The following is a 22,964-nucleotide window of genomic DNA, read 5'->3' as shown; positions in this document are numbered from 1 at the left end:
AGGCTGCGGGGCGTGGCGAAGGACTTCGACCTTTACGAGCGGGAGCTGTGGGCCGGGCGGGCCCCCGCGTACGAGCGGGGATTCGCCCACGTCACGCGGTACATGATCGAGCCGCTGCTGGACGCGGCCGGGGTGGCCGACGGAACGCGGCTCCTCGACGTCGGCACGGGCCCCGGGTTCGTCTCGCGGGAGGCGGCGCGGCGCGGCGCGCTGGTGTCGGCCATGGACGCCGAGCCGGGCATGGCGGAGACGGCGCGCCGGAACGTCCCCGGGCTGGACGTGCGGGTCGCCGTCCTGCCCGAGGTCCCGTTCGAGGACGCGACGTTCGACGCGGTCGCGGGCAACTTCGTCATCAACCACGTGGGCGCACCCGACGCGGCGCTGGCCCGGCTGCGGCGCGTCCTGCGCGAGGGCGGGCGGCTGGCGATGACCTGCTGGGCGATGCCGGGCAGCGGGGCCCTCGCGGTCGTCCGGGAGGCGATCGAGGCGGCGGGCGTGCCGTGGCCGGACGACATCCCCGAGCCGCCGTTCCTGGAGTACGGCGAGCCGGCGGCCTTCGGGCGGCTGGTCGCCGAGGCCGGGTTCGCCGACGTCGCGGTCGAGGAGGTGACCTGGGAGCACGTCGTCGACCCCGAGGAGTGGTGGCGGACGGGCGCGCTGGCCCGGGTCGGCACGAACGGCGTGGTCGTCGGACGCCAGGACGCGCCGACCGTCGCCCGCGTCAAGGCCGCCTACGACGAGATCGTCGCGGACTACGCCGCCGGTGACGGGAAGGTGGCGCTGCCCGCGCACGCGCTGCTGGCGAGCGGCGTCCACTAGCGGCGTCCATGAGCGGCGGTCATCGGCGGACGCGAACCGCCGATACTCGCGCGCGGACGGGGGCGTCGGGCCGGTAGCCTCGGGTCTGTGATTGACCTGCGAGCTCTTCGAGAGGATCCCGAGCGGCTGCGCGCCTCGCAGCGCGCCCGCGGTGAGGATGACGGCGTCGTCGACCGGCTGCTCGACCTGGACGGGAGGCGCCGCTCCGCGCTGACCTCGTTCGAGCAGCTCAGGGCGGAGCAGAAGAGTTTCGGCAAGTCGGTGTCCAAGGCGCAGGGCGACGAGCGGCAGGCGCTGCTGGCCCGCGCCAAGGAGCTGGCGCAGCAGGTGAAGGAGCGCGAGGCCGAGGCCGACCGCCTCGGCGAGGAGCTCGACGCGCTGATCAAGGGCGTTCCGAACCTCATCGAGGAGGGCGCCCCGCCCGGCGGCGAGCAGGACTACGTCGTCCTGGAGCACGTCGGCGAGCCGACCGCGTTCGACTTCGAGCCGAAGGACCACCTGGAGCTCGGCGAGAGCCTCGGCGCCATCGACATGGAGCGCGGCGCGAAGGTGTCGGGCGCGCGGTTCTACTACCTGACGGGCGTCGGCGCGCGGCTCCAGTACGCGCTGCTGAACCTCGCCATGGAGCAGGCCGTCGCGAGCGGGTTCGTGCCGATGTACCCGCCGGTCCTGGTGAAGCCGGAGGCGATGGAGGGCACGGGGTTCCTCGGCGCGCACGCCGCCGAGGTCTACCAGCTCCCCCAGGAAGAGCTGTACCTGGTCGGGACGTCGGAGGTGCCGCTCGCCGCGTTCCACATGAACGAGATCGTCGACGAGCTGCCGCGCCGGTACGTGGCCTGGTCGTCCTGCTTCCGCCGCGAGGCCGGCTCCTACGGCAAGGACACGCGCGGCATCATCCGCGTCCACCAGTTCGACAAGGTGGAGATGTTCTCCTACTGCGACCCGGCCGACTCCCACGCCGAGCACCTGCGGCTGCTGGAGTGGGAGAAGGAGATGCTCGCCAAGGTCGAGATCCCGTACCGGGTGATCGACGTGGCGGCGGGCGACCTCGGCGCCAGCGCGGCCCGCAAGTACGACTGCGAGGCCTGGGTGCCGACGCAGAACACCTACCGCGAGGTCACCTCGACGTCGAACTGCACCGAGTTCCAGGCGCGGCGCCTGGCGGTGCGGTACCGCGACGCCGACGGCAAGAACCAGCCGGTGGCGACCCTGAACGGGACGCTGGCGACGACGCGCTGGATGGTCGCGATCCTGGAGAACCACCAGCAGGCCGACGGCTCGGTGCGCGTCCCGAAGGCGCTGCAGAAGTTCCTGGGCCTGGAGGTCCTGGAGCCGGTCAAGCGCTGAACGCGCGTGGAGCGGGGCCCGTCCTGACCGGAACGGGCCCCGTTCGCGTCTCCGCGGGCCTTGGGGCGATGCCGGGAGCCGGGCGTGTCAGGGCCCTGGCCTAGGGTGTGTCCCATCTGCCCAGGAAGGTGACATGACTGAGTCCTCGCCGCGTGTGATCGCCACCGACCTCGACGGCACGATCGTGCGCTCCGACGGCACGATCTCCGCCCGCACCGTCGCCGCCCTCGCCCGGGTCGAGCGGGCCGGGGCGATGCTCGTCATGGTCACCGGGCGGCCGCCGCGCTGGATGACGGAGATCGCCGCGGCCGTCGACCACCGCGGCGTCGCGATCTGCGCCAACGGCGCCGTCCTCTACGACCTGCACACCGAGACCGTCCTGCAGGCCAACGAGATCGCGCCGGACGTGCTCGCCGAGGTGATCGGGCGGCTGCGCGGCGTCGTGCCCGAGCTGCGCTTCGCGGTGGAGTACCCGACCGGGTTCGTGTTCGAGGCCAGCTACGACCTCGGCCGGTGGGACGCGGCGGCGCTCGGCGGCCGTCCCGTCGACGACGCCGAGCTGGTCAGCCGGGGCGGGACCAAGCTGCTCGCCTTCCACCCGGCCGCCGACCCCGACGCGCTCTCGGCGAAGGCGGTGCGGGCCGTCGGCGACCTCGTGACCGTGACGCACTCCTCCGGGCGGGGGCTGCTGGAGATGAGCGCGCTCGGCGTCACCAAGGCCAGCGCCCTGGCGGCCCTGTGCACCGAGCACGGCATCACGGCGCGGGACGTCACCGCGTTCGGCGACATGCCCAACGACCTGCCGATGCTGACCTGGGCGGGCACGTCCTACGGGGTCGCGAACGCGCACCCGCTCGTGCTCGCCGCCGTGTCGCACAAGACGTCCCGCAACGACGACGACGGCGTGGCCGAGGTCCTGGAGCGCCTCTTCCCATAGCGCGGCCGCACCCGCTGCGGGGTGCGGCCGGAGTCGTGCGTCCTACAGGTAGGGGCCGGACGAGCGCGGACCGGGCTTCGGCTCCTCCTCGACGCCGGGGGGCATCATTCCCGCGGGCAGGGCGCGCCGCATCTGCTCCAGCTGCGCCCGCGCCGCCATCTGCTGGGCGAACAGCGTCGTCTGGATGCCGTGGAACAGGCCCTCCAGCCAGCCGACGAGCTGCGCCTGCGCGATCCGGAGCTCCGCGTCGCTCGGCACCGTGCCCTCGGTGAACGGCAGCGACAGCCGCTCCAGCTCCGCGACCAGCTCGGGCGCGAGACCGTCCTCCAGCTCCTTGATGGACGACTGGTGGATCTCCCGCAGCCGGGCCCGGCTCGCCTCGTCCAGCGGGGCGGCCTTGACCTCCTCCAGCAGCTGCCGGATCATCCCGCCGATCCGCATGACCTTCGCCGGCTGCTCGACCATCTCGGTCACCGACTTGCCCTCGGACTCGCCGTCCCCGCCGCCCTCGACGGTGATGCCGCCCGGGCCCAGAACGAGCACCTGGGGCTCTTCCGACTGCTTCTTCGAAGCCTCGCTCATAAACTCCACATCCTCACACGGTCAGCAGGATCTTGCCGACGTGACCGCTTTCTTCCATCAGTTGGTGCGCGCGCGACGCTTCCGCCATGGGAATCCGCCGGTCGACGACCGTCCGGATCCGTCCCGACTCCAGGAGCGGCCACACATGCTCCCGGACGCCGGCCACGATCTCCGCCTTCTCCTCCAACGGACGGGCCCGCAAAGTCGTGGCGTGCACCAGCGCCCGCTTGCGCAGCAGCATGCCGATGTCCAGCTCCGCCTTCGCGCCGCCCTGGAGCCCGATCACCATCAGCCGCCCGCCGGTGGCGAGGGCGTCCACGTTGCGCCCGAGGTACCTGGCGCCGATGAGATCGAGGATCACGTCGTAGGGGCCGCTCTCGACGAAGTCGTCCTCGCGGTAGTTCACGGTGACGTCCGCGCCGAGCTCCCGGCACCGCTCGGCCTTCTCCGGGCTGCCGACCGTCGTCACCACGCGCGCCCCGCGCGCCTTGGCGAGCTGGATGGCGAACGTCCCGATGCCGCTGCCGCCGCCGTGGACGAGCAGCGTCTCGCCCTCGCGCAGCCCGGCCAGCATGAACACGTTCGACCACACCGTGCAGGCGACCTCCGGGAGCCCGGCCGCCTCCACGACGTCCACGCCGCGCGGCACGGGCAGCACCTGCGAGGCGGGGACGGCGACCCGTTCGGCGTAGCCTCCGCCGCCGAGCAGCGCGCACACCTCGTCGCCGACCTTCGGCCCGGTCACGCCCTCGCCCAGCCCGGCGATCCGTCCGGACACCTCAAGGCCCGGGTACGGGGGAGCGTCGTCCGGCGGGGGATAGAACCCCCGGCGCTGCATGACGTCGGCCCGGTTGACGGCGCTCGCCGCCACGTCGACCAGCACCTCGCCAGGACCCGGCGCCGGATCCGGCACCGGCTTCCATTCGAGGACGTCGGCTTCGCCCGGCTCGCGAATCACGATCGCATGCATACCGGTCACGCTACCGGGCGCGTCCAAGACGTCCCTTGCCCCGGGCTCCGCCGCGGGCAAGGCCGATCTACGCGCGGGATGCCCGCTATTGACGCACCGGTATCCTGCGTGGGGGTCTTTTTGCCCGCCTGCACCGTGTGGATCATCAGAGGCGTGCCCGAGGGGGAAAACGGTGGCGAGGAACGAGCACGACGGGCGCTCCCTGGAGGAGCGACTGGCCTCTCTGGACGCGATGAGCGGTGACGCGGCGGGCCCGTCCCCCGCCCCCGAGGGCGCGCAGCCGCCGGCCCAGGAACCGGCCCGGGAACCCGAGGAGCAGGACGCGCAGCCCGCCCCCGCCGAGCCCCCCGCCCTGAACGACGAGCCCTGGCTCGCGGCGCCCCCCGCCTTCCAGGATTCCCCGGAGAACTTCGGCCCGCCGCAGCCGGCGCCCTACGAGGGCGGCCCGATGCCGCAGCCGTTCGACGGCGGGATGCTCCCGCCCCCGTACGCGACGGGCGGCTACCAGTCCCAGCCGTCCCCGTACGACACCAACGGCAACGCGGCCCCGCCCCTCGACCAGCTGCCGCCCTACCCGGCCGACCAGTTCGGCCGCCAGGACGCGCCCGGCCAGGCCTACCAGCCCGTCGACCCCGCCACGGGCCAGCCGTACCCGCAGGACACGGACGACTCCGGCCGCCCGTACGTCCCCCTCGACCCGGCCACGGGCCTCCCCTTCGCCCCCGACCCGAACGCGGCCGGCCAGCCGTACCCGCCGGTCGACCCGTCCACGGGTCAGCCCTTCGCGCCTGAGCCGAGTCCGGAGGGGCAGCAGTTCCCGCCCGTCGACCCGAGCACCGGTCAGCCGTTCCAGCCGGGCCCGGCCGCGCCCGGCCAGCCCTACCCGCCGGTCGACCCCGCCACGGGCCAGCCCTACGACCCGAACGCGGGCGGTCAGCCCTACCCGCAGGTCGACCCGGCCACGGGCCAGCCCTACCCGCCTGACCCGAACGCGGGCGGCCAGCCCTACCCGCAGGTCGACCCGGCCACGGGCCAGCCCTACGCGCCTGACCCGAACGCGGGCGGCCAGCCCTACCCGCAGGTCGACCCGGCCACGGGCCAGCCCTACCCGCCTGACCCGAGCATGGGGGACCCCATCCTGTTCGGCCCGAGCGCTGAGGGGCAGCAGTTCCCGCCGATGGACCCGAACGCCGCGGGTCAGCCGTACGCCCCTGACCCCAATGTCGGCGGCCAGCCCTTCCCCCAGGTGGACCCGAACGCCGGGCAGCCGTACCCGCCTGACCCGAGTGCGGGCGGCCAGCAGTTCCCGCCGATGGACCCGAATGCCGCGGGTCAGCAGTTCCCGGTGGTCGACCCGAACGCCGGGCAGCCGTTCCCGCCGGGCCCGCCCGCGCCGGGCCAGCCGTATCCCCCGATGGACCCCGCCACGGGCCAGCCCTACGCGCCTGACCCGAACGCGGGCGGCCAGCCGTACCCGCCGGTCGACCCGAACACCGGCCAGCCCTACGCGCCTCCCTTCGACCCGGCCACCGGGCAGCCGTACCAGCCGCAGGGCTACGGGTATCCGGCCGGGCCCCCGCAGGGGGAGGGGCAGCACCCGCAGGCGCCCGGACAGATGATGCGGCCGGGCCACCCCGCCCAGCCCCAGCAGCCGCAGAGCGCCGACAGCCTCAGCTCCGAGAACCTGCTCGGCGAGCGCCGCATCGCGCCCTCGTCCGGCTGGCGGCGCGCGGTCTACAAGGCGACCGCGGGCAGCATCCACCCGGGCGAGTCGCAGGGCGACCTGCGCCGCAAGGACCTGATCGGGCGGGCGCGCACCGCCGTGGCGGGCGGCCACCACCGGGTGGCCGTCATGTCGCTGAAGGGCGGCGTCGGCAAGACGACCACGACCACCGGCCTCGGTTCGATGCTGGGGTCGCTGCGCGGCGACCGCGTCATCGCGGTGGACGCGAACCCCGACCGCGGGACGCTGTCGGACAAGGTCAGGCTGGAGACCGCCGCGACCGTCCGCGACCTGCTCAACAACCGCGACCAGATCCACCGGTACGCCGACGTCCGCGCGTTCACCTCGCAGAACGAGGCGCGCCTGGAGATCCTCGCGTCCGACCGCGACCCGGCGGTCAGCGAGGCGTTCAGCGCCGACGACTACGCGGCCGTCGCCGTCGTCCTGGAGCAGTACTACTCGGTCTGCATCACCGACTGCGGCACCGGGCTGCTGCACTCGGCGATGGCGGGCGTGCTGAGCCTGGCCGACCAGCTCGTCCTGGTCAGCTCCCCGTCGGTCGACGGCGCCCGGTCCGCGAGCGCCACCCTCGACTGGCTGGAGGCGCACGACCACGGCCACCTGGTCCGCAACGGCGTCGTCGTCCTGTCGATGGTCCGCAACCGCACCCGCAGCCAGGTCGACCTGGACAAGCTCCAGGCCCACTTCGAGAGCCGCTGCCGCGCCGTCGTCCGCATCCCCTACGACGACCACCTGGAGGAGGGCGCCGAGGTCGAGCTGGAGCAGCTCGCCCCCGCGACCCGCGAGGCCTACCTGACGCTCGCCGCCGTGGTGGGCGACGGCTTCGCCTTCCAGCGCCCGCAGCTCTGACCTGGGCTACCGTTGCCATCTGTGACGGACGACGACGGTGTGTACGTGGGGAAGGCGGCACCGGACGCGGCCACCGACCGCGGGTGGCTGCTCGGGCACTTCAAGACGCCCGGCGACCTGCGGCACAGCGCCGAGGTCGAGATCAAGTGGGGCGTGCACCCCAAGGGCGAGCGCCGCGCCGCGTGGACGGACGGAGAGAAGCGCACCGCCCTGCTCGTGCTGATCAGCGGCCGCTTCCGGCTGGAGTTCCCCGGCCGCGACGTCGTCCTCGCCGAGCAGGGCGACTACGTGGTGTGGGGACGCGGCGTCGACCACTCGTGGGAAGCCGAGGAGGAGTCGGTGGTGCTCACGGTGCGCTGGCCGTCCATCCCCGGCTACCGCGTCCCCTGAGGGCGGTCGCCATATGCGGTCGAACGCAACCGCCCCCGCCCGCTATCGTGGGCGATGACCGCCGCGAGGCGGTCACCTGGAGAGTTCGCATAGTGGACTAGTGCAGGCGCCTTGAAAGCGCCCAGGGCTGGGGACAGTCCTCGTGGGTTCGAATCCCACACTCTCCGCTCAGAAGTTCTCGCCATGTAGCCCGGGGGCGACCCCCTGGAACCCCCGGCTGCGACTCGGGATGCTCTCGTGGTGAAATCGTCCGACTCGGGCGGAAGGGTTCGTTACCCTCTTCGGCATGTCGCAGACACCGCAGGATCCTGCAGGCACGACGCACCAGTTCCAGAACTTCGCCAGCCAGGCGCAGCCGGAGAAGTCCGGCCCGAACATCGGCCTCATCGTCGGCATCGTCGCCGTGGTGGCCGTCGTCGCGATCCTCGTGATCGCCCTGATGATGATGTGACGCTCAGCGGCCCGAGCTGGAGAAGTGCTGGTAGTCACGGGCGCCGCTCCAGGTGCCGCCCCAGCTCCAGCCGATCGAGGCGAACGCCTTGACGACCTTGTCGCCGGCGTGGATGACGCCCGGGTCGTCGTTCTTGCGGTTCTTGTACTTGACGCAGTCCTTGTGCGCGACGCGCCCGTCCGCGTAGACGTACGGGTTCTGGCACGGGTTGATGTCGACCGCGAGACCGTAGGCGTGGTTGGAGAACGAGCTCGACCCGGTCGCCTGGCGGCAGTTGAACGCCGAGGTGTTGTTCGCCTCGATGGAGTCGAAGTCGCTGCCCTTGTACTTGTCGACCGGCTCCATGCGCTCGATCGGGTACCGCATGGCGTACAGCTTCCTGAACACCTTCACCAGGTCGTCGGCCGCCTTCGCGTTGACGACGAGCCGCCCGCCGGTGTGCGGCTCGTCGTCCATCCCCCAGTAGGTCATCTCGATCATCCGGAGCCCGGAGGGCGACACGGGGCAGCCGCGCCGCCACGAGTACTTGAGATCCCCGGCCGTCACCTTCTTGATCGTGGACTGGAAGCCCTGCTTGCTGGGGGACGGCGACGGGGAGGTCGGAGCGGACGCCGTCGGCGGGGTCGCCGGGGGCGCCGACTCGCCCGTGTCGTCGCCGCCGCGGCCACATCCGGCCGCGGCGAGCGGCACGGCCAGCAGCGTGGCGAGGAAAGTCGCGGTTCCTTTGGCCCTCCTACCTGGCATCTTTGCAGCATACGCAGGTCACGGGGTGCGCGCGCCGGGCCGGGTATTCGCTACGGTGCGTTTGAAGGCGCGCTCGCCGGAAAGGGCCGGGACGGACGGGCCGTGATCCTCAACCTTCCGCCGGGCATGTCGCCCGGCGGGCGCCGGCCCCAGGGAGCCGGGATGGCGGAACCTCAGGAGAGGGACCTCCCAAGCCTCGAAGACGAGATCTTCGCGGTCGCGCACAGCGTGGAGGTCGAGCAGGCTGCGCATGCGCACCCCCTGCTGCAGACGGAGAGGGCGCAGGTCGCCGCGGAGCGCGCGCGGGCGTTCCTCGGCCGGGACGTCAAGGCGCTCGCCGCCGGGATGGCGGCGTTCGTCTTCGTCGACGCCGTGATGATGTACCCGCCGCTGATGATGAGCCGCAGGCCCAGCCTGATGCCGCAGTTCGTGACGCTGCTGGTGCTGGCGTTCGGGCTCGGCGGCCTGCTCGTCTGGAGGGTCGGCGGGCGGTGGCGGACGTTCGGCATCGGGATGATGCTCGCCTGGGGCCTGCTGACCCTGCTGTCCGTCGGGTTCCTGACCGGCGTGACCGCCCCGCTCTAGGACGAGCCGCCGAGCCGCTTGAGGACGACGCTGAACGCGCGCCCGATGGCCTCCAGGTCCTGGGGCTCCACCACGTCGATGAAGAACGTCCGGACGACCTCGACGTGGTCGCGTGCGGCGCGGTCCAGCACGGCGAAGCCCTCGTCGGTCAGGTGCGCGTAGACGCCGCGCTTGTCGTTCGGGCAGCTGTCACGCTTGACCAGGCCCTTGGTCTCCAGGCGGGAGCAGGTGTGGGAGAGCCGGCTGCGCGACTGGCTGGCGTTGTCGGCCAGCTCCGCCATCCGCAGCCGCCGGTCGGGCGCCTCCGACAGCCGGACGAGGATCTCGTACTCGGAGTTCGACAGCCCGTGCTTGGTCTTGAGATCGCGGTCCATGACCTCGGCGAGCCGGACGCTGCCGTCCACGTATGCCCGCCAGTCGCGCTGCTGGGCGGCGTCGAGCCAGCGAGGTTCGGTCATGCCCCGAGTATAGACCACACATTGAAGATTCAACTAACTCTCGCTATCTTCAGCCTAACAGGACGGGCGCATCCGTCCGAGGAAATAGTTGAAGCATCAACTACGTTGCAGGGACCATGCGCCGCCCGATCGCGGACGGACACCCGGACGAGGGAGAACCCGATGCCTGCCGTGATGGCCGACCCGCTGACCCTGCCCCGCCTGCCGCTGCTGCCGCAGGAGGGCACCGACTGGCGCCGCGTCGCGAAGGTCGTGACCGCCAAGCGCCACCTGGAGGGCGAGGGCTTCCAGGTCAGGCGCCCGTTCCCGGGCATCGACCTGTCCCTGGCCGACCCGTTCCTGCTCCTCGACCACATGGGCGCCGTCGAGTACGCGCCGGGTGAGGCGAAGGGAACCCCGTGGCACCCCCACCGGGGGTTCGAGACCGTCACCTACATCATCGACGGAGCGTTCCAGCACCAGGACACCACCGGTGGCGGCGGCCTGATCTCCGACGGCGCCACGCAGTGGATGACGGCCGCGTCCGGCATCCAGCACATCGAGCAGCCGCCGCCCGAGCTGGTCGCCAAGGGCGGCCTGTTCCACGGCGTCCAGCTCTGGGTCAACCTGCCGCGCGCGCAGAAGTGGGTCCCGCCGCGCTACCAGGACATCGAGGCCCGCGACGTCAAGCTGCTCGCCGCGGACGACGGCTCGTCCCTGGTGCGCGTCATCGCCGGGTCGCTCGCCGGGTACGACGGCCCCGGCACCACCTACACGCCGATCAACTACCTGCACGCGACCGTGGCGCCCGGGGCGCGCCTGGCGCTGCCGTGGCCGCGCGACTTCAACGCGCTGGTGTACGTCCTGTCGGGCCGCGGGACGGCCGGCGTCGAGGAGGTCGCGCTGGACGAGGGGCAGCTCGCGGTGTTCGCCGGCTCGCACCACAAGGGGGACGGGGACGGCCTCGTCGTCCGCGCCGCCGACGCCCAGCCGAACGCCGGCGCCGAGGGGTGGGAGATCCTCGTCCTCGGCGGTCTGCCGATCCGGGAGCCGATCGCCCGGTACGGGCCCTTCGTGATGAACACCCGCGACGAGATCGTCCAGGCGTTCGAGGACTTCCAGGCCGGGCGCATGGGCACCGTCCCCGCCGAGAAGGTCCCCCACCGGTCCGAGGCGGACGAGTCCCTGGCCTGACTCCGGTCCGGCCCCTGAGCTCCCCGGCCGCGGGGGTGGTGCCCGCGGCCGGGGTCCGGCTTCCGTGTTCCACGGGACGGGGGAGACGGCATGCGCTACTGTGTTCGAATGGTCGAACAGAAGTTCGACCGCCCTGTTCGATCGCGCTCGCCCGGGAGGCGACATGGTGGCGACCATGGCCACACGGGGGCCCGACGGCTCCGCGCGCTGCGGGCGGCGGCGTGACCACGCGACACGCCGCGGCGTTCTCTACGCAAATCTACGGCCGCAGCTATATCGCCTCATAGAGTCCGAGAGCGTGGACCCCGTGCGGAACCCCTATGCCCCCGGCGCCGGGCAGCGCCCGCCCGAGCTGGCCGGCCGCGACCGCGAGCTCCGGCAGTTCGAGGTGGTGCTCGAACGCGTGGCCCGCGGCCGCCCCGAGCGCAGCATGATCGTCACCGGGCTGCGCGGCGTGGGCAAGACCGTGCTGCTCAACGCCTTCCGGTCGCAGGCGATCCAGCGGCTGTGGGGGACGGGGAAGATCGAGGCCCGGCCCGACCAGTCGATCCGCCGCCCGGTGGCGTCCGCGCTGCACCGGGCCGTCCGGGAGCTGGCGCCCCGGCACCGCGCGCCCGACCGCATCGAGGAGTTCCTCGGTGTGCTCAAGGCGTTCGCGCAGGCGGGCCCCGAGCCGTCCGGCAAGGCCAAGGCCCGGGCGCACCGCTGGCAGCCCGGCATCGACGTGCCCGCCGCGCGCGGCCGCGCCGACTCCGGCGACCTGGAGATCGACCTCACCGAGCTGTTCGTGGACGCCGCCTCCGTCGCGACCGACGTCGGCGTCGGCATCGCCCTGTTCGTCGACGAGATGCAGGACATCCCGGCCGACGACGTGTCCGCGCTGTGCGCCGCGTGCCACGAGCTGTCGCAGGTCGGCGGTCCGCTGATCGTGGTGGGCGCGGGCCTGCCGCACCTGCCGGCCGTCCTGTCGGCGAGCAAGTCCTACTCCGAGCGGCTCTTCCGGTACGCCCGCATCGACCGGCTCGACCGCGAGTCGGCCGACGTCGCGCTGCTGGCCCCCGCCGAGCGGGAGGACGTCACCTTCACCCCGGAGGCCCTCGACGCGCTGTACGGCGCGGCCGACGGCTACCCCTACTTCGTCCAGGCGTACGCCAAGGTCGTCTGGGACGTCGCGCCCGACAGCCCCATCACCGTCGACGACATCAAGGTCGCCGCGCCGGAGGCGGAGAGCGAGCTCGCCGTCGGCTTCTTCGGCAGCCGCTACGAGCGCGCCACCCCCGCCGAGCGCGACTACATGCGCGCCATGGCCATGCTCGGCGACGACCCGGTGCCCACCGCGTCGGTCGCCGACGAGCTCGGCCGCAAACCGTCCAGCCTGTCGCCCGCGCGCGACGGGCTCATCAAGAAGGGCCTCATCTACAGCGCCGAACGCGGCATGGTCGCGTTCACCGTCCCGCACTTCGGCACGTTCCTCCGCTCCCAGCCCGCCTGAGCTATCCGACTATCGGGCTCTCTAGCGCCGACGCTAGAGAGCGGTAGAAGGCCGCATCGAGCTGGCTTGCTGGATGAATATCCGGCCCTCTAGCGGCAGAGGTAGAGAACCGTAGATTTCGCTCGTCTCCCCTCTGGCTTCTTCTAAGCCTTTCTAGATTTCTCGGTATAGAGCGCTAGAGAGTTGCAGAGAGGCGATCGGGCGCCGTCCTGACGAGGCGGACGGGGCCGGTCGACCGGCGACGTCCGCATGTTGTCGTGCCAGGTCAGCGGGGTAGGAGATCACTGGCGACCCGCGGCGGGCATCTGGGCGATGCCAGGGGAAGACATGAAAGTACGACGCCGGCCCGACGGATACGAGACCGACGACGAGCTCTCGGGCGAGGACGATATATCGGCCTCGATCCTCGGCTACGACGAGTCGGCGATGCGCCAGGACCAGGGCGGCCGCCCGCCGGAGATCGGGTCGGAGAACCGGTACATGGTCCGGCTGCGCGAAGCGCTGCACGCCCGCACCCGGCGCCTCCTCTACCGGCGCTCGCGCGGGGGCGCCCAGCAGTTCTGACGGCGTCCCGGCGTCACGGCGTCCCAGCCTCCCGGCGTCCCGGTGGCCCAGGGCCCTCCCGCGGGCTATCCGGCGCATCCGGCGGACGCCACCACCGCCGACCGGACGGCCCGGTCCCGCTCCGACGTCGACACCGCGAACACGATCTCCACGTCCCGCTCGCTCAGGCGTCCGGGAAAGGCCACGAACCGCCAGCAGCCCTCCCGCCACACGTCGAGCGGCACGGCGCTCCTGATCGCGTTCTCGTGCTCGGCCCACGCCGGACTCCCGTACAGCCGCGCGTACGTCTCCGGCATCGGGCTGCGGCGCCGCTCGCACGGGACGGCGGCGCGCGGCAGCCGGTGCCGCCCGGCCAGCTCCGCCAGCTCGGGGGACAGCGCCACGAACAGCGCGACCTCGACCGCGAACATGAGCCCCACCTGCGCGGGGACGTCCCGCAGCACGTCCACGCCCGCGTGCGGCGCGCCGAGCGAGACGACGGCCGCGCAGGTGAACAGCATCGCCCGCAGCACGCTGCGCCGGTCCACCTTCTTGGCGCTCAGCGCGCCGAAACAGCCGCACCCCGCGTCGGGCCTGTGCACCCGCAGCTCCCCGACCACCCAGGTCGCGGCGGCGAACGCCACCGTCGTGGCCAGCCGCACCGACAGGTGCGAGGTCACCAGGAGCGCGAGGCCGAGCAGGCCCTCGCCGATGCCGAGCCCGACCGTCATGCCGCGGCTGCGGCGCAGCGCCGACAGCCGCGCGAGCCTGGCCGGCACCGGGACGCCGTGCACGTGGTCCGGCGCGCCGGCCGCCCGCTCCCGGACCGTCAGCTTCGCCAGGCACGCCACCAGCAGCACCGACGCCAGCAGCAGGACCTGCGTGTTCTGGATCGCCGTCACCATGGCCCCTCCATCCCCCCCGGCGCACCCGGCCGGACGGTCGCGTTGAAGCAGCCGGCCGCCAGGTCGCCGCCGAGCCCGGCGAAGGCGGCCGGGGTCAGCTCGACGATCCGCCCCCGCGGCGACGCGTCGCACTCCACGCACCGGTCGCAGAACCGGGCCGCCGTGCAGCCGCACTCGATCACCGGGACCGTCGCCGCCCGCCCCCCGCACTCGTTGCGCACGGTGATCTCGCTGCCGATCGACAGGTACGGCATCGGCGCGCATCCGGACGGGGCGTCCGCGCAGCCCCCGGCGTCCCCCTCGGAGTCGACCGCCGGGTAGGACGCCCCGTCCCGCCACTCCCCCTCCACGCCGCCGAACCAGGTCGCCGTCCCGCGCAGCTCCCGCGGCACCGGCGCGGCCGCCTCCGGCGCGGCGAGGTCGGCCACCCGGTACCCGGGCTGCGACGTGCCCGGACGCACCGCCTGGGGGCCGCCGGGGGACCCCACGCAGACCACGTCGAGCAGGTAGCCGGGCTCCAGGCGCGGATGCCGGACCAGCACCGGGCCGAGGACGGACGGCGGGATCACCACATGGGCGCGCCCGCGGTGCGGCCCCATGTCCACCTCCACGGCGCCGCGTCCGCACGCGAGGATCGTCCCGCTGACCCGGCCGATGTCGACCCAGATCCGCTCGGCGCGGCCGCCGCCGGCCCGCCGGACGACCACGGGCCGGCCCGGCCGGAGCGCGGCGGGGCCCCCGCGCCCGCCGTGCCAGATCGCGGTGTCCTCGCTCATCGGGACGCGGATCTCGGCGCCCCGCGCCGACGCCTCGGCCACCACCAGCAGATGCGGGCTCGCGTCCAGGATGATCCCGCTGATCGCACGCGCGCGGCGATCGGCCTCCGGGCCTTCGGGAGCCGCGAACAGCGCCCGGCGGTGCGCCGCCCGGCGGAGGTGGGTCGTCGGCATCGCGGCACTCCGGCATCGATCGTCGTGACGTACGGCAAGAGCTGTTAGGACAGTGAGTCAAGAGTCACGCGCCGTGACCTCGCTGTCGACGGATTTGTCGCGATAAGTCAACGGCCGGAGGAACTTTGATCTACCTCGGTGGAAAAATATAAACTGGTTGACCCGGAAATATTGTTCTAGTAGGCCCGTAATTACGCCGAGCATGCGATCGTCGTCGTACCGGGAGTCGGTGCGGCTCCCCAGCCCTGGTCCGGTGGTGGGTGTGAACGCGACGCGGCACGAGGAGTTCCGCGCATACGTGGTGGAACGCGGCCCCGTCCTGCTCCGGGCCGCCACCCAGCTCACCAGCGACCGCGCCGAGGCCGAGGACCTCCTCCAGGCCGCCCTCGCCAAGACCTACCTCGCCTGGGACCGCATCGAGGACCGCTCCGCCCTGGACGGCTACGTCCGCCGAGCCATGGTCAACACCCAGATCTCCTGGTGGCGCCGCCGCAAGCTGGACGTCTACCCCACCGACAAGCTCCCCGACCGCCCCGTCGAGGACCACACCGACCGCAGCGAGATGCGCGACGCTCTGGGCCGCGCCCTCGACCGCCTCCCCGAACGCCAGCGCCTGGCCGTGATGCTCCGCTACTACGAGGACATGTCCGAACGCGAGATCGCCGAAGTCCTGGGCGTCAGCGTCGGCACGGTCAAGTCCACCGTCTCCCGAGCCATGGCCCGCCTCCGCGAGCTCTACTGACCCGGGGGCGCCCCTCGGCCCGTGCCCCGTCTGAGCTTTAGTCCAGAGGGTTGATTTGTCCTTTCCGGCGCTTTTGGATGGGGACACCCCTATCCGCCCTTGGAGGGGGACCCGAACCCCGGCGAGCCGGGCGACCGCAGCGACACGACGACAACCCGCACTGGCCCGGCAGACCCGCAGCGTGGCGGCAGGATCGCCCGGCTCGTGACGGGGGTTCCAGGGGGCGCCACCCCTGGGGAGAGGCAGACTCCCGTGTGGAGCACGATGCAGGACTTTCCGCTGACCATTACGACGATCATGCGCTGCGGGGCCGGGGTCTTCGGGGAGGCCGCGGTCTCCACGTGGACGGGCGACGGGACGCGGCGCCGCACGTACGCGGAGGTGGGTGAGCGCGCCGCCCGGCTGGCGGGGGCGCTGCGGGGACTCGGCGTGGACGGGGACCAGCGGGTCGCCACGTTCCTGTGGAACAACACCGAGCACCTGGAGGCGTACCTGGCGGTGCCGTCGATGGGCGCCGTGCTGCACACGCTCAACCTGCGGCTGTTCCCCGACCAGCTCGTCTACATCGCGAACCACGCCGAGGACCGTGTCGTCATCGTGGACGCGTCGCTGATCCCGCTGCTCGCGCCGGTGCTGGCGCGGTTCGAGACCGTCCGGCACGTGGTGGTGGTCGGGGAGGGCGACACCGCCCCGCTGGAGGGCGCCGGCAAGGAGCTGCACCGCTACGAGGAGCTGCTCGCCGCGGCCCCGGCGACGTTCGCGTGGCCGGAGATCGACGAGCGGTCGGCCGCCGCGATGTGCTACACGAGCGGGACGACCGGCCACCCGAAGGGCGTCGTCTACTCGCACCGGTCGGCGTACCTGCACTCGATGTCGACGTGCACGGGGAACGCGATGGGGCTGAGCGCGTCCGACGTGGTCCTGCCGGTGGTCCCGATGTTCCATGCGAACGCCTGGGGGCTGCCCTACGCGGCGGTGATGGCGGGCGCGCCGCTGGTCATGCCGGACCGGTTCCTGCAGGCGGAGCCGCTCGTCCGGCTCATCGAGGCCGAGCGGCCGACGGTCGCGGGCGCGGTGCCGACGATCTGGTCGGACGTGCTGCGGTACGCGAAGGAGCACGGGTCGGACCTGACCTCCCTGCGGCTCGTGCCGTGCGGCGGGTCGGCCGTGCCGGAGTCGCTGATGCGGGGGTTCGAGGAGATCGGCGTCCGGATCGTGCAGGCGTGGGGGATGACGGAGACCTCGCCGGTCGCGTCGGTCGCGCACCCGCCGCCCGGGGCGGCGGGCGAGGACGCGTGGCGGGCGCGGGTGACCCAGGGGCGCGTCCTCGCCGGGCTGGAGATGCGGATCGTGGGGGACGGCGACGTGGTGCTGCCCAGCGACGGGGAGGCCGTGGGGGAGGTCGAGATCCGCGGTCCGTGGATCACCGGCGCCTACCACCTGGACGAGGACCCCGGCAGGTTCCACGACGGCTGGCTGCGCACCGGGGACGTCGGGACGCTGTCGCCGGACGGGTACCTCGTCCTCACCGACCGGGCGAAGGACGTCATCAAGTCGGGCGGGGAGTGGATCTCGTCGGTGGAGCTGGAGAACCACCTCATGGCCCATCCGGACGTCGTGGAGGCGGCCGTGGTCGGCGTGCCCGACGACCGCTGGCAGGAGCGCCCGCTCGCGTCCGTCGTCGTGCGGGACGAGGCCGCGGTCACGCCGGCGGAACTGCGGGAGTTCCTCGCCGGCCGGGTCGCCAGGTGGCAGCTTCCGGAGCGCTGGGCTTTCATCACCGAGGTGCCGAAGACCAGCGTGGGCAAGTTCGATAAAAAAGTGCTTCGGCGGCGCTACGCGGACGGTGATCTGGAGGTGCGGCGCGCTGATTGACACCGCATTGATTACTGGATTCTGACCCCGAGTCACAGATCGGGTGGTCACTCAGAGACGCGGCCAATCACCCCGGGTCACGTTCGCGGTGATTTCAGTCGATCAAGTGGTGCGGGCGGGGTTCGGGGGTGTATGCAAGGTGGGCCGAATGTCCGGATGGCCCCCATGGGGGCAACTTCCACACTCCGCTGCCGGGAGCGTGAATGCCCAGGTTGTCCACCTCCGCCCCCACAGCCGACCGCAAGCTCGTCAAGGGACTCAACGAGGGTGACGAGGCGGCCCTGGCCGCGCTCTACGACGAGTACGGCGAGCGCCTTTACGATTACACGCTGTCCATGTCGGGGGACGGGAAAGCGGCCGCCGACATCGTCCATGACGCGTTCATCGACGCCTGCCGCCGCGCTCCGCGAATGCGCGACCACCTGTATCTGAGTTCCTGGCTGTACGGCGCGGCGCGGCGCCGCTGCATCCGCCGCGGACGCCCCAAGGTGCTGTTCTGGGACCGGGACGGCGAGTTCTCCGACACGCCGTTCCTGGACCGCGCCGAAGCCGGCGACCCGGCGCCGGCCCGGCCGCGCTCGGACGAGCTGCACGACCTTCTGCGCGCGTGCCTGTCCCGGCTGGAGCCCGTCGACCAGGAGGTGATGCTCCTGACGCACCGGCACGGCCAGCCCCCGGCCCGCCTCGGGGCGACGCTCGGCCTGTCGGCGCGGCGGGCCGCGGCACGGGTGCGCAGGGCGCGCGCCGAGCTCGACGCCGCCCTGCGGCGGGAGATCGGCCGCGCGGGACGGGAGTGCGCCGCCGCCGCCGGCGCGGCCGAGGAGTCGCGGTCCGCGGCGATCCCCGTCCTGGCGGCACGCGCACCGGAGCGCCGGGAGGAGCCCCCTCCGGCGGAGCCGGTCCGGCGGCCGTGGTGGCGGTTCCGCGGCCGAGGCGAGGTCTCCCCGGTCGATCCCGCGACCGAATCGCACGCCGCAGGCTGCGAGGACTGCCGTGCCCGGTCCCGGGTGACCGCGGCCGAACTGCTGGGGCGGGCGCCCGCGCCGGTGCTGCCCGCGGCGCTGCGGCACCGCGTCATGCACACCGCGACGGACCCCGAGCTGGCGGGCTACCGCGCCGACATCGCGGCGCGCGGCGGCACGCTGACCCCGTCCGGCCTGCCGAGCCAGCCGGACGTGCCGTCGCCGTTCACTCGCCGGTGGCTGTTCACGGGGGGCGGCATGGTGGGCGCGCTGGCCGCGGCCCTCGCCGCCGCGGTCGTGATGGGCCCCGGGATCGGCGGGGGGACACTGTCGTGGCCGCCGTTCCGCACCCATCCGGCGCCGTCGATCACGCAGGAGAGGCCGGAGGGCCAGGGGCCCGGCAGGAAGGCGCCGCAGGGGCCCGGCGGTGGCGCGCAGGCCCGTCCCGGCCAGCCGCCGCCCGAACCGCAGACCCACGAGAAGGGCCAGGAGAGCCCGGAGGGCCCGCGGCCGACGCCGCAGCACCCGGCGCCGCCGTCCCACTCGCCCAAGCCGCCCGGCGTCCTCGTGGTGAACCCCGCCAAGGTCGAGATGTACGGGACGAAGACCGCCCAGGTCAGCCTCGCGGCGAAGAGCGGCCCGGTGTCGTGGACGGCGATGACGTCCTCGAACCAGCTGATCCTGTCGCAGATGCAGGGCGGCATGCCCGAGGACGGCACGACGCGTCTGACGGTCACGCTGCGGACGGCGCTCATCGGCCTGCCGGGCCAGGGCACGCTGACCTTCACCGACTCCGAGGGCGCGCCGCACGAGGTGAAGGTCGTCTGGGGCGCGACGCTGCTGTAGCGGCTCAGGCGTCGGGGGTGGGGCGGTCCCCGAGATGGCTTCTGATCGTTTCGAGGTGGTCGCCGAGCGCCGCCTGGACGCGGGCCTCCATGGCCCGCGCGATGAACGGGTCGACGACCATCTTCACCAGCGGGCGCATCCGGCGGACCACGGCGGCGATCTCGCCCACCTCGTCGCCGTCCGGGACGGGCTGGTGCTCCAGCCGGGAGAACACGTGCTCCTGGACGAGGTTCACGAACCGCCCGGCGATCACGTCGCAGTCGGCGCGGATCTGCCCGGCGATGTCGAGGACGGACTCCAGCGGGATGCCGGCGGCGACGAGTTCGGCGCCGACGTGCAGCAGCCGCGGGCTCGGCACCCGGTACTTGTCCCCGTCCGGTTCGATCAGGCCGAGCTCGACCGTCCGCTCCAGGGTCCGGGCGAGCTGGTCCTCGTCCAGGCCGGAGCCGAACTTCGCCACGAGCTCCTCGTAGGTGGCGGTGCCGGGGATCTCGTCCGACCACGGGTCGGTGAGGACCTTCTCCAGGCCGAGGACCTCGGCGACGTCCTTGCCGGTCTCCCAGGCGCCGATCAGGTCCTTGATGATCGCGAAGGTGTAGCCCCGGGCCAGCAGCTTGCCGATCAGCCGCAGCCGCGCCAGGTGCGTGTCGTCGTACATGCCGACCCGGCCTTCGAGGCGGGGCGGCGGCAGCAGGCCGCGGTCCTGGTAGGCGCGGATGTTGCGCACCGTGCTGCCCGCCAGCCGCGCCAGCTCGTCGATTCGGTACTCGGCCATGCCCCGTCCGCCGGCTCGTGTCGTCTGACCGCCGTGATCTTACCCGCACCTCATTGTTACATCGATCGATGGCACATAGGGTTGCCGCATGGCGGACGACATCGAGGAGACCCTCCTCGGCGGCCCCCTGCGCTACACGCGCAGAGAGGTCGAGGCCAGGGCGGGCGTCTCGGACGACTTCGCGCGGCGCATCTGGCAGGCGCTCGGCTTCCCCGTCCCGCCGGACGACGAGGTCGCCTTCACCGACGGCGACGTGGCCGCGCTCGTCGAGATCCGCGAGGTGCTGTCCCACGAGCTGGTGGACGAGGAGACGGTGCTCCAGCTCGTCCGCGCGGTCGGCCAGACGATGGGACGGCTGGCCAGCTGGCTCGGCGACGTGTGGCTCCAGCGCCTCGGCGCGCTGCCGTCCGACGAGCCGGTGACGTCCGACCTGGTCACCGCGGCCCTGGTCGCCACCGAGGAGCTGCGGCCCTCGTTCGAGCGGCTGCTGCTGCACGGGTGGCGCCGCCAGCTCACCGCCGCCGGGATGCGCGCCGCCGCGTCCACCGCAGCCGCGCAGGCCGACCCCGCCGCGGGCGTCGCGCTCCTCGCGGTGGGGTTCGCCGACGTCGTGTCGTTCACCCGGCTGAGCCGCAGCCTGGACGGCGACGCCCTGGCCGGCTTCGTCGAGCGCTTCGAGTGGGCCGTCACGCACATCGTCGCCGAGTGCGGGGGCCGCGTGGTCAAGACGCTCGGCGACGAGGTGCTGTTCGTCGCGCCCGCCGCCGGTCCCGCCGCGGAGATCGGGCTGCGCGTCGCGGAGCGGTTCAACGAGGACCCCGATGTCCCCAAGGTCCGCGTCGGTCTCGCCTACGGCGAGGTCATCCAGCGGCTGGGCGACGTGTTCGGCACGCCCGTCAACATGGCCGCGCGCCTGACGTCCACCGCCTACCCGGGGACGGTCCTGGCCGACGCCGGCCTGGTCTCGGCGCTGCCGTCCGGGCCCTACGACGCCTCCGGTCTGCGTCCACGCCCGCTGCAGGGCCTGGGCCGCGTGCGGCCGTTCCTGCTGCGCCGTCCCAAGGCGTAGGCGGTCCCCCCTTCACCGGCGCCGAACCCTCCGGCTTCGGGTAACGTCGCAGGTCAACGGGTAGTTGTGCAATGCAAAATCATGTGTTGCAAATCTGGTGCCGCGCTTGGTGCGCCCCATAACCTCCACGACTACCGGCACTGAAGTCCGGTTACGCGCTCGTTGGGGTGAATGAGGTCCAATGTACGATCTGCTGGTTCGCGGGGGGACGGTGCTGGACGGCACCGGGGCCCCGGGGCGCCGCGCGGACGTGGCCGTCACCGCGGGCCGGATCGCCGCGGTCGGCGCCCTCGACGGCGCGCGGGCGTCCGCCGAGATCGACGCGACCGGCCGGTACGTCATGCCGGGCTTCATCGACACCCACGTCCACGGCGACGCGGCCGTGTTCGACCCCGAGGTGCAGCTCGCCGCGCTGCGGCAGGGCGTCACCACGTTCGTCCTCGGCCAGGACGGCGTCTCCTACGCGCCGGCCGGCGCCGGGACGCTCCGCTACGTGAGCCGCTACTTCGCGCCGGTCAACGGCACGCACCCCGGCCTGGACGGCGGGCCGGTGACCGTCGCGGAACTGCTCGCCTCCTACGACCGGCGCACCCCGCTCAACACCGTCTACCTGCTGCCGCACGGCACGATCCGGCACGGCGTCATGGGGACCGCCCGGCGGGCTCCGGAGCCCGGCGAGCTGGCGGCCATGCGGACGCAGGTCGAGCGCGGGCTCTGCGAGGGCGCGGCCGGGCTGTCCACCGGGCTGGAGTACGTGCCCGGCGCCTACGCCGCCGCCGCCGAGATCGCCGCGCTGTGCGCGCCGGTCGGCGCGGCCGGGCTCCCCTACGTCACGCACATGCGCGGGTACGAGTCCGCCGCCGGCGCGGCGATGGCGGAGGTGCTGGAGATCGCGCGGGCCGGACGCGTCGCCCCGCACGTCTCGCACTACCACGGCCCCGGCGCCGAGCTGGTCGCGCTCGTGGACGGCGCCCGCGCCGAGGGCATCGACCTGACCTTCGACAACTACCCCTACCTGCGGGGGTCCAGCACGCTGACGCTCGTCACGCTGCCGGACTGGCTCCCCATCGCCGACCTGGACGCCACGCTCGACGCGCTCGCCGACCCGTCGGTCCGGGAGCGGCTGGAGCGCGACTGGTTCGCGCACCGGCCCGAGGTGTGGCCCCGCATCACGCTCTCGCACGTCCCCGCCGACGAGTTCCGGTGGGCGGAGGGCATGAGCCTGCCGGACGCGGCCGAGCGGGCCGGTTCGGGCCCCGGGGCGTTCTGTTGCGACCTGCTCGTCGCGACCCGGCTGGAGGCCGGATGCGTGTTCGGGCAGCCGCCGACCAACAGCGAGGAGTCGGTGCGGGCCCTGCTGCGGCACCCCGCCCAGACGACCGGATCCGACGCCATCTACCAGGGCGGGCACCCGCACCCGCGCGGGTGGGGCGCCTTCGCCCGGCTGCTCGGGCGGCACGTCCGCGAGCTCGGCGACTGGACGTGGGAGCAGGCGGCCGTGCACTTGGCCGGGCGCGCCGCCGACCGGTTCCGGCTCACCGACCGGGGCCGCGTCGCGACCGGCCGCGCCGCCGACCTCGCCGTCGTCGACCCGGCCGCCGTCACCGACCTCGCCACCTACGAAAGACCCAGGGTGCCCGCCGAAGGCGTCGAGCACGTCGTGGTCAACGGCGTCCCCGTCCTGTCCGGAGGCGTCCTCGCCGAGACCGCGAGACCGCCGGGACGGGCCCTCGCGCCCGCCTGAACCCGAAGCGCC

Annotated in this window: 22 protein-coding genes and 1 tRNA gene; 16 read left to right on the top strand and 7 right to left on the bottom strand. The window is 73.1% G+C overall.

The features are described from left to right. Window positions 1–12 precede the first annotated feature (12 nt). The 3 genes from AB0K37_RS03700 to AB0K37_RS03690 all read left to right on the top strand — a co-directional run bounded on the left by AB0K37_RS03700 (window position 13) and on the right by AB0K37_RS03690 (window position 3,103). On the top strand, window positions 13–819 hold the full coding sequence (locus AB0K37_RS03700) for a methyltransferase domain-containing protein (RefSeq protein ID WP_363974250.1): 807 nt from the start codon (window positions 13–15) through the stop codon (window positions 817–819). Window positions 820–906: 87 nt separating this feature from the next. Further along, the gene (gene serS / locus AB0K37_RS03695; protein ID WP_363974247.1) at window positions 907–2,166 is read left to right on the top strand and encodes a serine--tRNA ligase; all 1,260 of its coding nucleotides are present in this window, start codon (window positions 907–909) and stop codon (window positions 2,164–2,166) included. Between the two features lie 133 nt (window positions 2,167–2,299). Next, window positions 2,300–3,103: a Cof-type HAD-IIB family hydrolase gene (locus tag AB0K37_RS03690; RefSeq protein ID WP_363974244.1), complete on the top strand. Its 804-nt coding sequence runs from the start codon at window positions 2,300–2,302 to the stop codon at window positions 3,101–3,103. A 42-nt stretch (window positions 3,104–3,145) separates the two neighbouring features. Here AB0K37_RS03690 and AB0K37_RS03685 read toward each other — a convergent pair whose 3' ends face one another. Together AB0K37_RS03685 and AB0K37_RS03680 are read right to left on the bottom strand one after the other, a co-directional pair. Then, on the bottom strand, window positions 3,146–3,685 hold the full coding sequence (locus tag AB0K37_RS03685) for a bacterial proteasome activator family protein (protein WP_363974241.1): 540 nt from the start codon (window positions 3,683–3,685) through the stop codon (window positions 3,146–3,148). Window positions 3,686–3,698: 13 nt separating this feature from the next. Beyond that, on the bottom strand, window positions 3,699–4,655 hold the full coding sequence (locus tag AB0K37_RS03680; RefSeq protein WP_363974238.1) for an NAD(P)H-quinone oxidoreductase: 957 nt from the start codon (window positions 4,653–4,655) through the stop codon (window positions 3,699–3,701). Window positions 4,656–4,827: 172 nt separating this feature from the next. Here AB0K37_RS03680 and AB0K37_RS03675 point away from each other — a divergent pair, with 172 nt between their 5' ends. The 4 genes from AB0K37_RS03675 to AB0K37_RS03660 all read left to right on the top strand — a co-directional run bounded on the left by AB0K37_RS03675 (window position 4,828) and on the right by AB0K37_RS03660 (window position 8,089). After that, on the top strand, window positions 4,828–7,248 hold the full coding sequence (locus AB0K37_RS03675) for an AAA family ATPase (RefSeq protein ID WP_363974235.1): 2,421 nt from the start codon (window positions 4,828–4,830) through the stop codon (window positions 7,246–7,248). Window positions 7,249–7,269: 21 nt separating this feature from the next. Beyond that, window positions 7,270–7,638: a signal peptidase I gene (locus AB0K37_RS03670; protein WP_363974232.1), complete on the top strand. Its 369-nt coding sequence runs from the start codon at window positions 7,270–7,272 to the stop codon at window positions 7,636–7,638. A 78-nt stretch (window positions 7,639–7,716) separates the two neighbouring features. Continuing rightward, window positions 7,717–7,805, top strand: a tRNA-Ser gene (locus tag AB0K37_RS03665). Between the two features lie 119 nt (window positions 7,806–7,924). Beyond that, window positions 7,925–8,089: a hypothetical protein gene (locus AB0K37_RS03660; RefSeq protein WP_363974229.1), complete on the top strand. Its 165-nt coding sequence runs from the start codon at window positions 7,925–7,927 to the stop codon at window positions 8,087–8,089. A 3-nt stretch (window positions 8,090–8,092) separates the two neighbouring features. Here the strand turns inward: AB0K37_RS03660 and AB0K37_RS03655 are convergent, their stop codons facing one another. Continuing rightward, the gene (locus AB0K37_RS03655) at window positions 8,093–8,833 is read right to left on the bottom strand and encodes a M15 family metallopeptidase (protein ID WP_363974226.1); all 741 of its coding nucleotides are present in this window, start codon (window positions 8,831–8,833) and stop codon (window positions 8,093–8,095) included. A 162-nt stretch (window positions 8,834–8,995) separates the two neighbouring features. On the opposite strand from AB0K37_RS03655, the gene AB0K37_RS03650 reads away from it, so the two are divergent. Next, window positions 8,996–9,418: a hypothetical protein gene (locus tag AB0K37_RS03650; RefSeq protein WP_363974223.1), complete on the top strand. Its 423-nt coding sequence runs from the start codon at window positions 8,996–8,998 to the stop codon at window positions 9,416–9,418. Here the strand turns inward: AB0K37_RS03650 and AB0K37_RS03645 are convergent. After that, window positions 9,415–9,876, bottom strand: coding sequence for a MarR family transcriptional regulator (locus tag AB0K37_RS03645; protein ID WP_363974220.1), 462 nt, complete (start codon window positions 9,874–9,876; stop codon window positions 9,415–9,417). The two genes, AB0K37_RS03650 and AB0K37_RS03645, sit on opposite strands and share 4 nt — an antisense overlap. A gap of 162 nt (window positions 9,877–10,038) precedes the next feature. Between AB0K37_RS03645 and AB0K37_RS03640 the strand changes: the two genes are divergently transcribed. The 3 genes from AB0K37_RS03640 (at window position 10,039) to AB0K37_RS03630 (ending at window position 13,105) form a co-directional block, all read left to right on the top strand. Continuing rightward, complete coding sequence (locus AB0K37_RS03640) at window positions 10,039–11,049, top strand: pirin family protein (RefSeq protein WP_363974217.1); 1,011 nt, start codon at window positions 10,039–10,041, stop codon at window positions 11,047–11,049. 298 nt (window positions 11,050–11,347) lie between these two features. Further along, window positions 11,348–12,541: an ATP-binding protein gene (locus AB0K37_RS03635; RefSeq protein WP_363974214.1), complete on the top strand. Its 1,194-nt coding sequence runs from the start codon at window positions 11,348–11,350 to the stop codon at window positions 12,539–12,541. A gap of 327 nt (window positions 12,542–12,868) precedes the next feature. Next, window positions 12,869–13,105: a hypothetical protein gene (locus AB0K37_RS03630; RefSeq protein WP_363974212.1), complete on the top strand. Its 237-nt coding sequence runs from the start codon at window positions 12,869–12,871 to the stop codon at window positions 13,103–13,105. Window positions 13,106–13,170: 65 nt separating this feature from the next. Here the strand turns inward: AB0K37_RS03630 and AB0K37_RS03625 are convergent, their stop codons facing one another. Beyond that, the gene (locus tag AB0K37_RS03625) at window positions 13,171–13,989 is read right to left on the bottom strand and encodes a MauE/DoxX family redox-associated membrane protein (RefSeq protein WP_363974209.1); all 819 of its coding nucleotides are present in this window, start codon (window positions 13,987–13,989) and stop codon (window positions 13,171–13,173) included. After that, on the bottom strand, window positions 13,983–14,939 hold the full coding sequence (locus AB0K37_RS03620) for a hypothetical protein (protein ID WP_363974206.1): 957 nt from the start codon (window positions 14,937–14,939) through the stop codon (window positions 13,983–13,985). Before AB0K37_RS03620 ends, AB0K37_RS03625 begins: the two co-directional genes overlap by 7 nt. A 202-nt stretch (window positions 14,940–15,141) precedes the next feature. On the opposite strand from AB0K37_RS03620, the gene AB0K37_RS03615 reads away from it, so the two are divergent. The 3 genes from AB0K37_RS03615 (at window position 15,142) to AB0K37_RS03605 (ending at window position 19,364) form a co-directional block, all read left to right on the top strand. After that, on the top strand, window positions 15,142–15,681 hold the full coding sequence (locus AB0K37_RS03615) for a SigE family RNA polymerase sigma factor (protein WP_363974204.1): 540 nt from the start codon (window positions 15,142–15,144) through the stop codon (window positions 15,679–15,681). Window positions 15,682–15,945: 264 nt separating this feature from the next. After that, entirely contained in the window at window positions 15,946–17,556 is a 1,611-nt protein-coding gene (locus tag AB0K37_RS03610; RefSeq protein ID WP_363974201.1) for a long-chain fatty acid--CoA ligase, read from the top strand. Between the two features lie 203 nt (window positions 17,557–17,759). After that, window positions 17,760–19,364: a sigma-70 family RNA polymerase sigma factor gene (locus AB0K37_RS03605; protein ID WP_363974198.1), complete on the top strand. Its 1,605-nt coding sequence runs from the start codon at window positions 17,760–17,762 to the stop codon at window positions 19,362–19,364. Window positions 19,365–19,368: 4 nt separating this feature from the next. Here the strand turns inward: AB0K37_RS03605 and AB0K37_RS03600 are convergent, their stop codons facing one another. Further along, window positions 19,369–20,139, bottom strand: coding sequence for a MerR family transcriptional regulator (locus AB0K37_RS03600; RefSeq protein ID WP_363974195.1), 771 nt, complete (start codon window positions 20,137–20,139; stop codon window positions 19,369–19,371). 88 nt (window positions 20,140–20,227) lie between these two features. Between AB0K37_RS03600 and AB0K37_RS03595 the strand changes: the two genes are divergently transcribed. After that, a complete protein-coding gene (locus AB0K37_RS03595) occupies window positions 20,228–21,208 on the top strand; it encodes an adenylate/guanylate cyclase domain-containing protein (RefSeq protein ID WP_363974192.1) in 981 nt (326 codons plus the stop codon). Window positions 21,209–21,389: 181 nt separating this feature from the next. Continuing rightward, entirely contained in the window at window positions 21,390–22,952 is a 1,563-nt protein-coding gene (locus AB0K37_RS03590) for an amidohydrolase family protein (RefSeq protein WP_363974189.1), read from the top strand. The last annotated feature ends 12 nt before the right edge of the window (window positions 22,953–22,964 follow it).

Source organism: Actinomadura sp. NPDC049753, assembly GCF_040674655.1.
In the GTDB taxonomy this organism is placed as follows: domain Bacteria; phylum Actinomycetota; class Actinomycetes; order Streptosporangiales; family Streptosporangiaceae; genus Spirillospora; species Spirillospora verrucosospora.
This window is presented reverse-complemented; position numbering and strand designations above follow the sequence as displayed.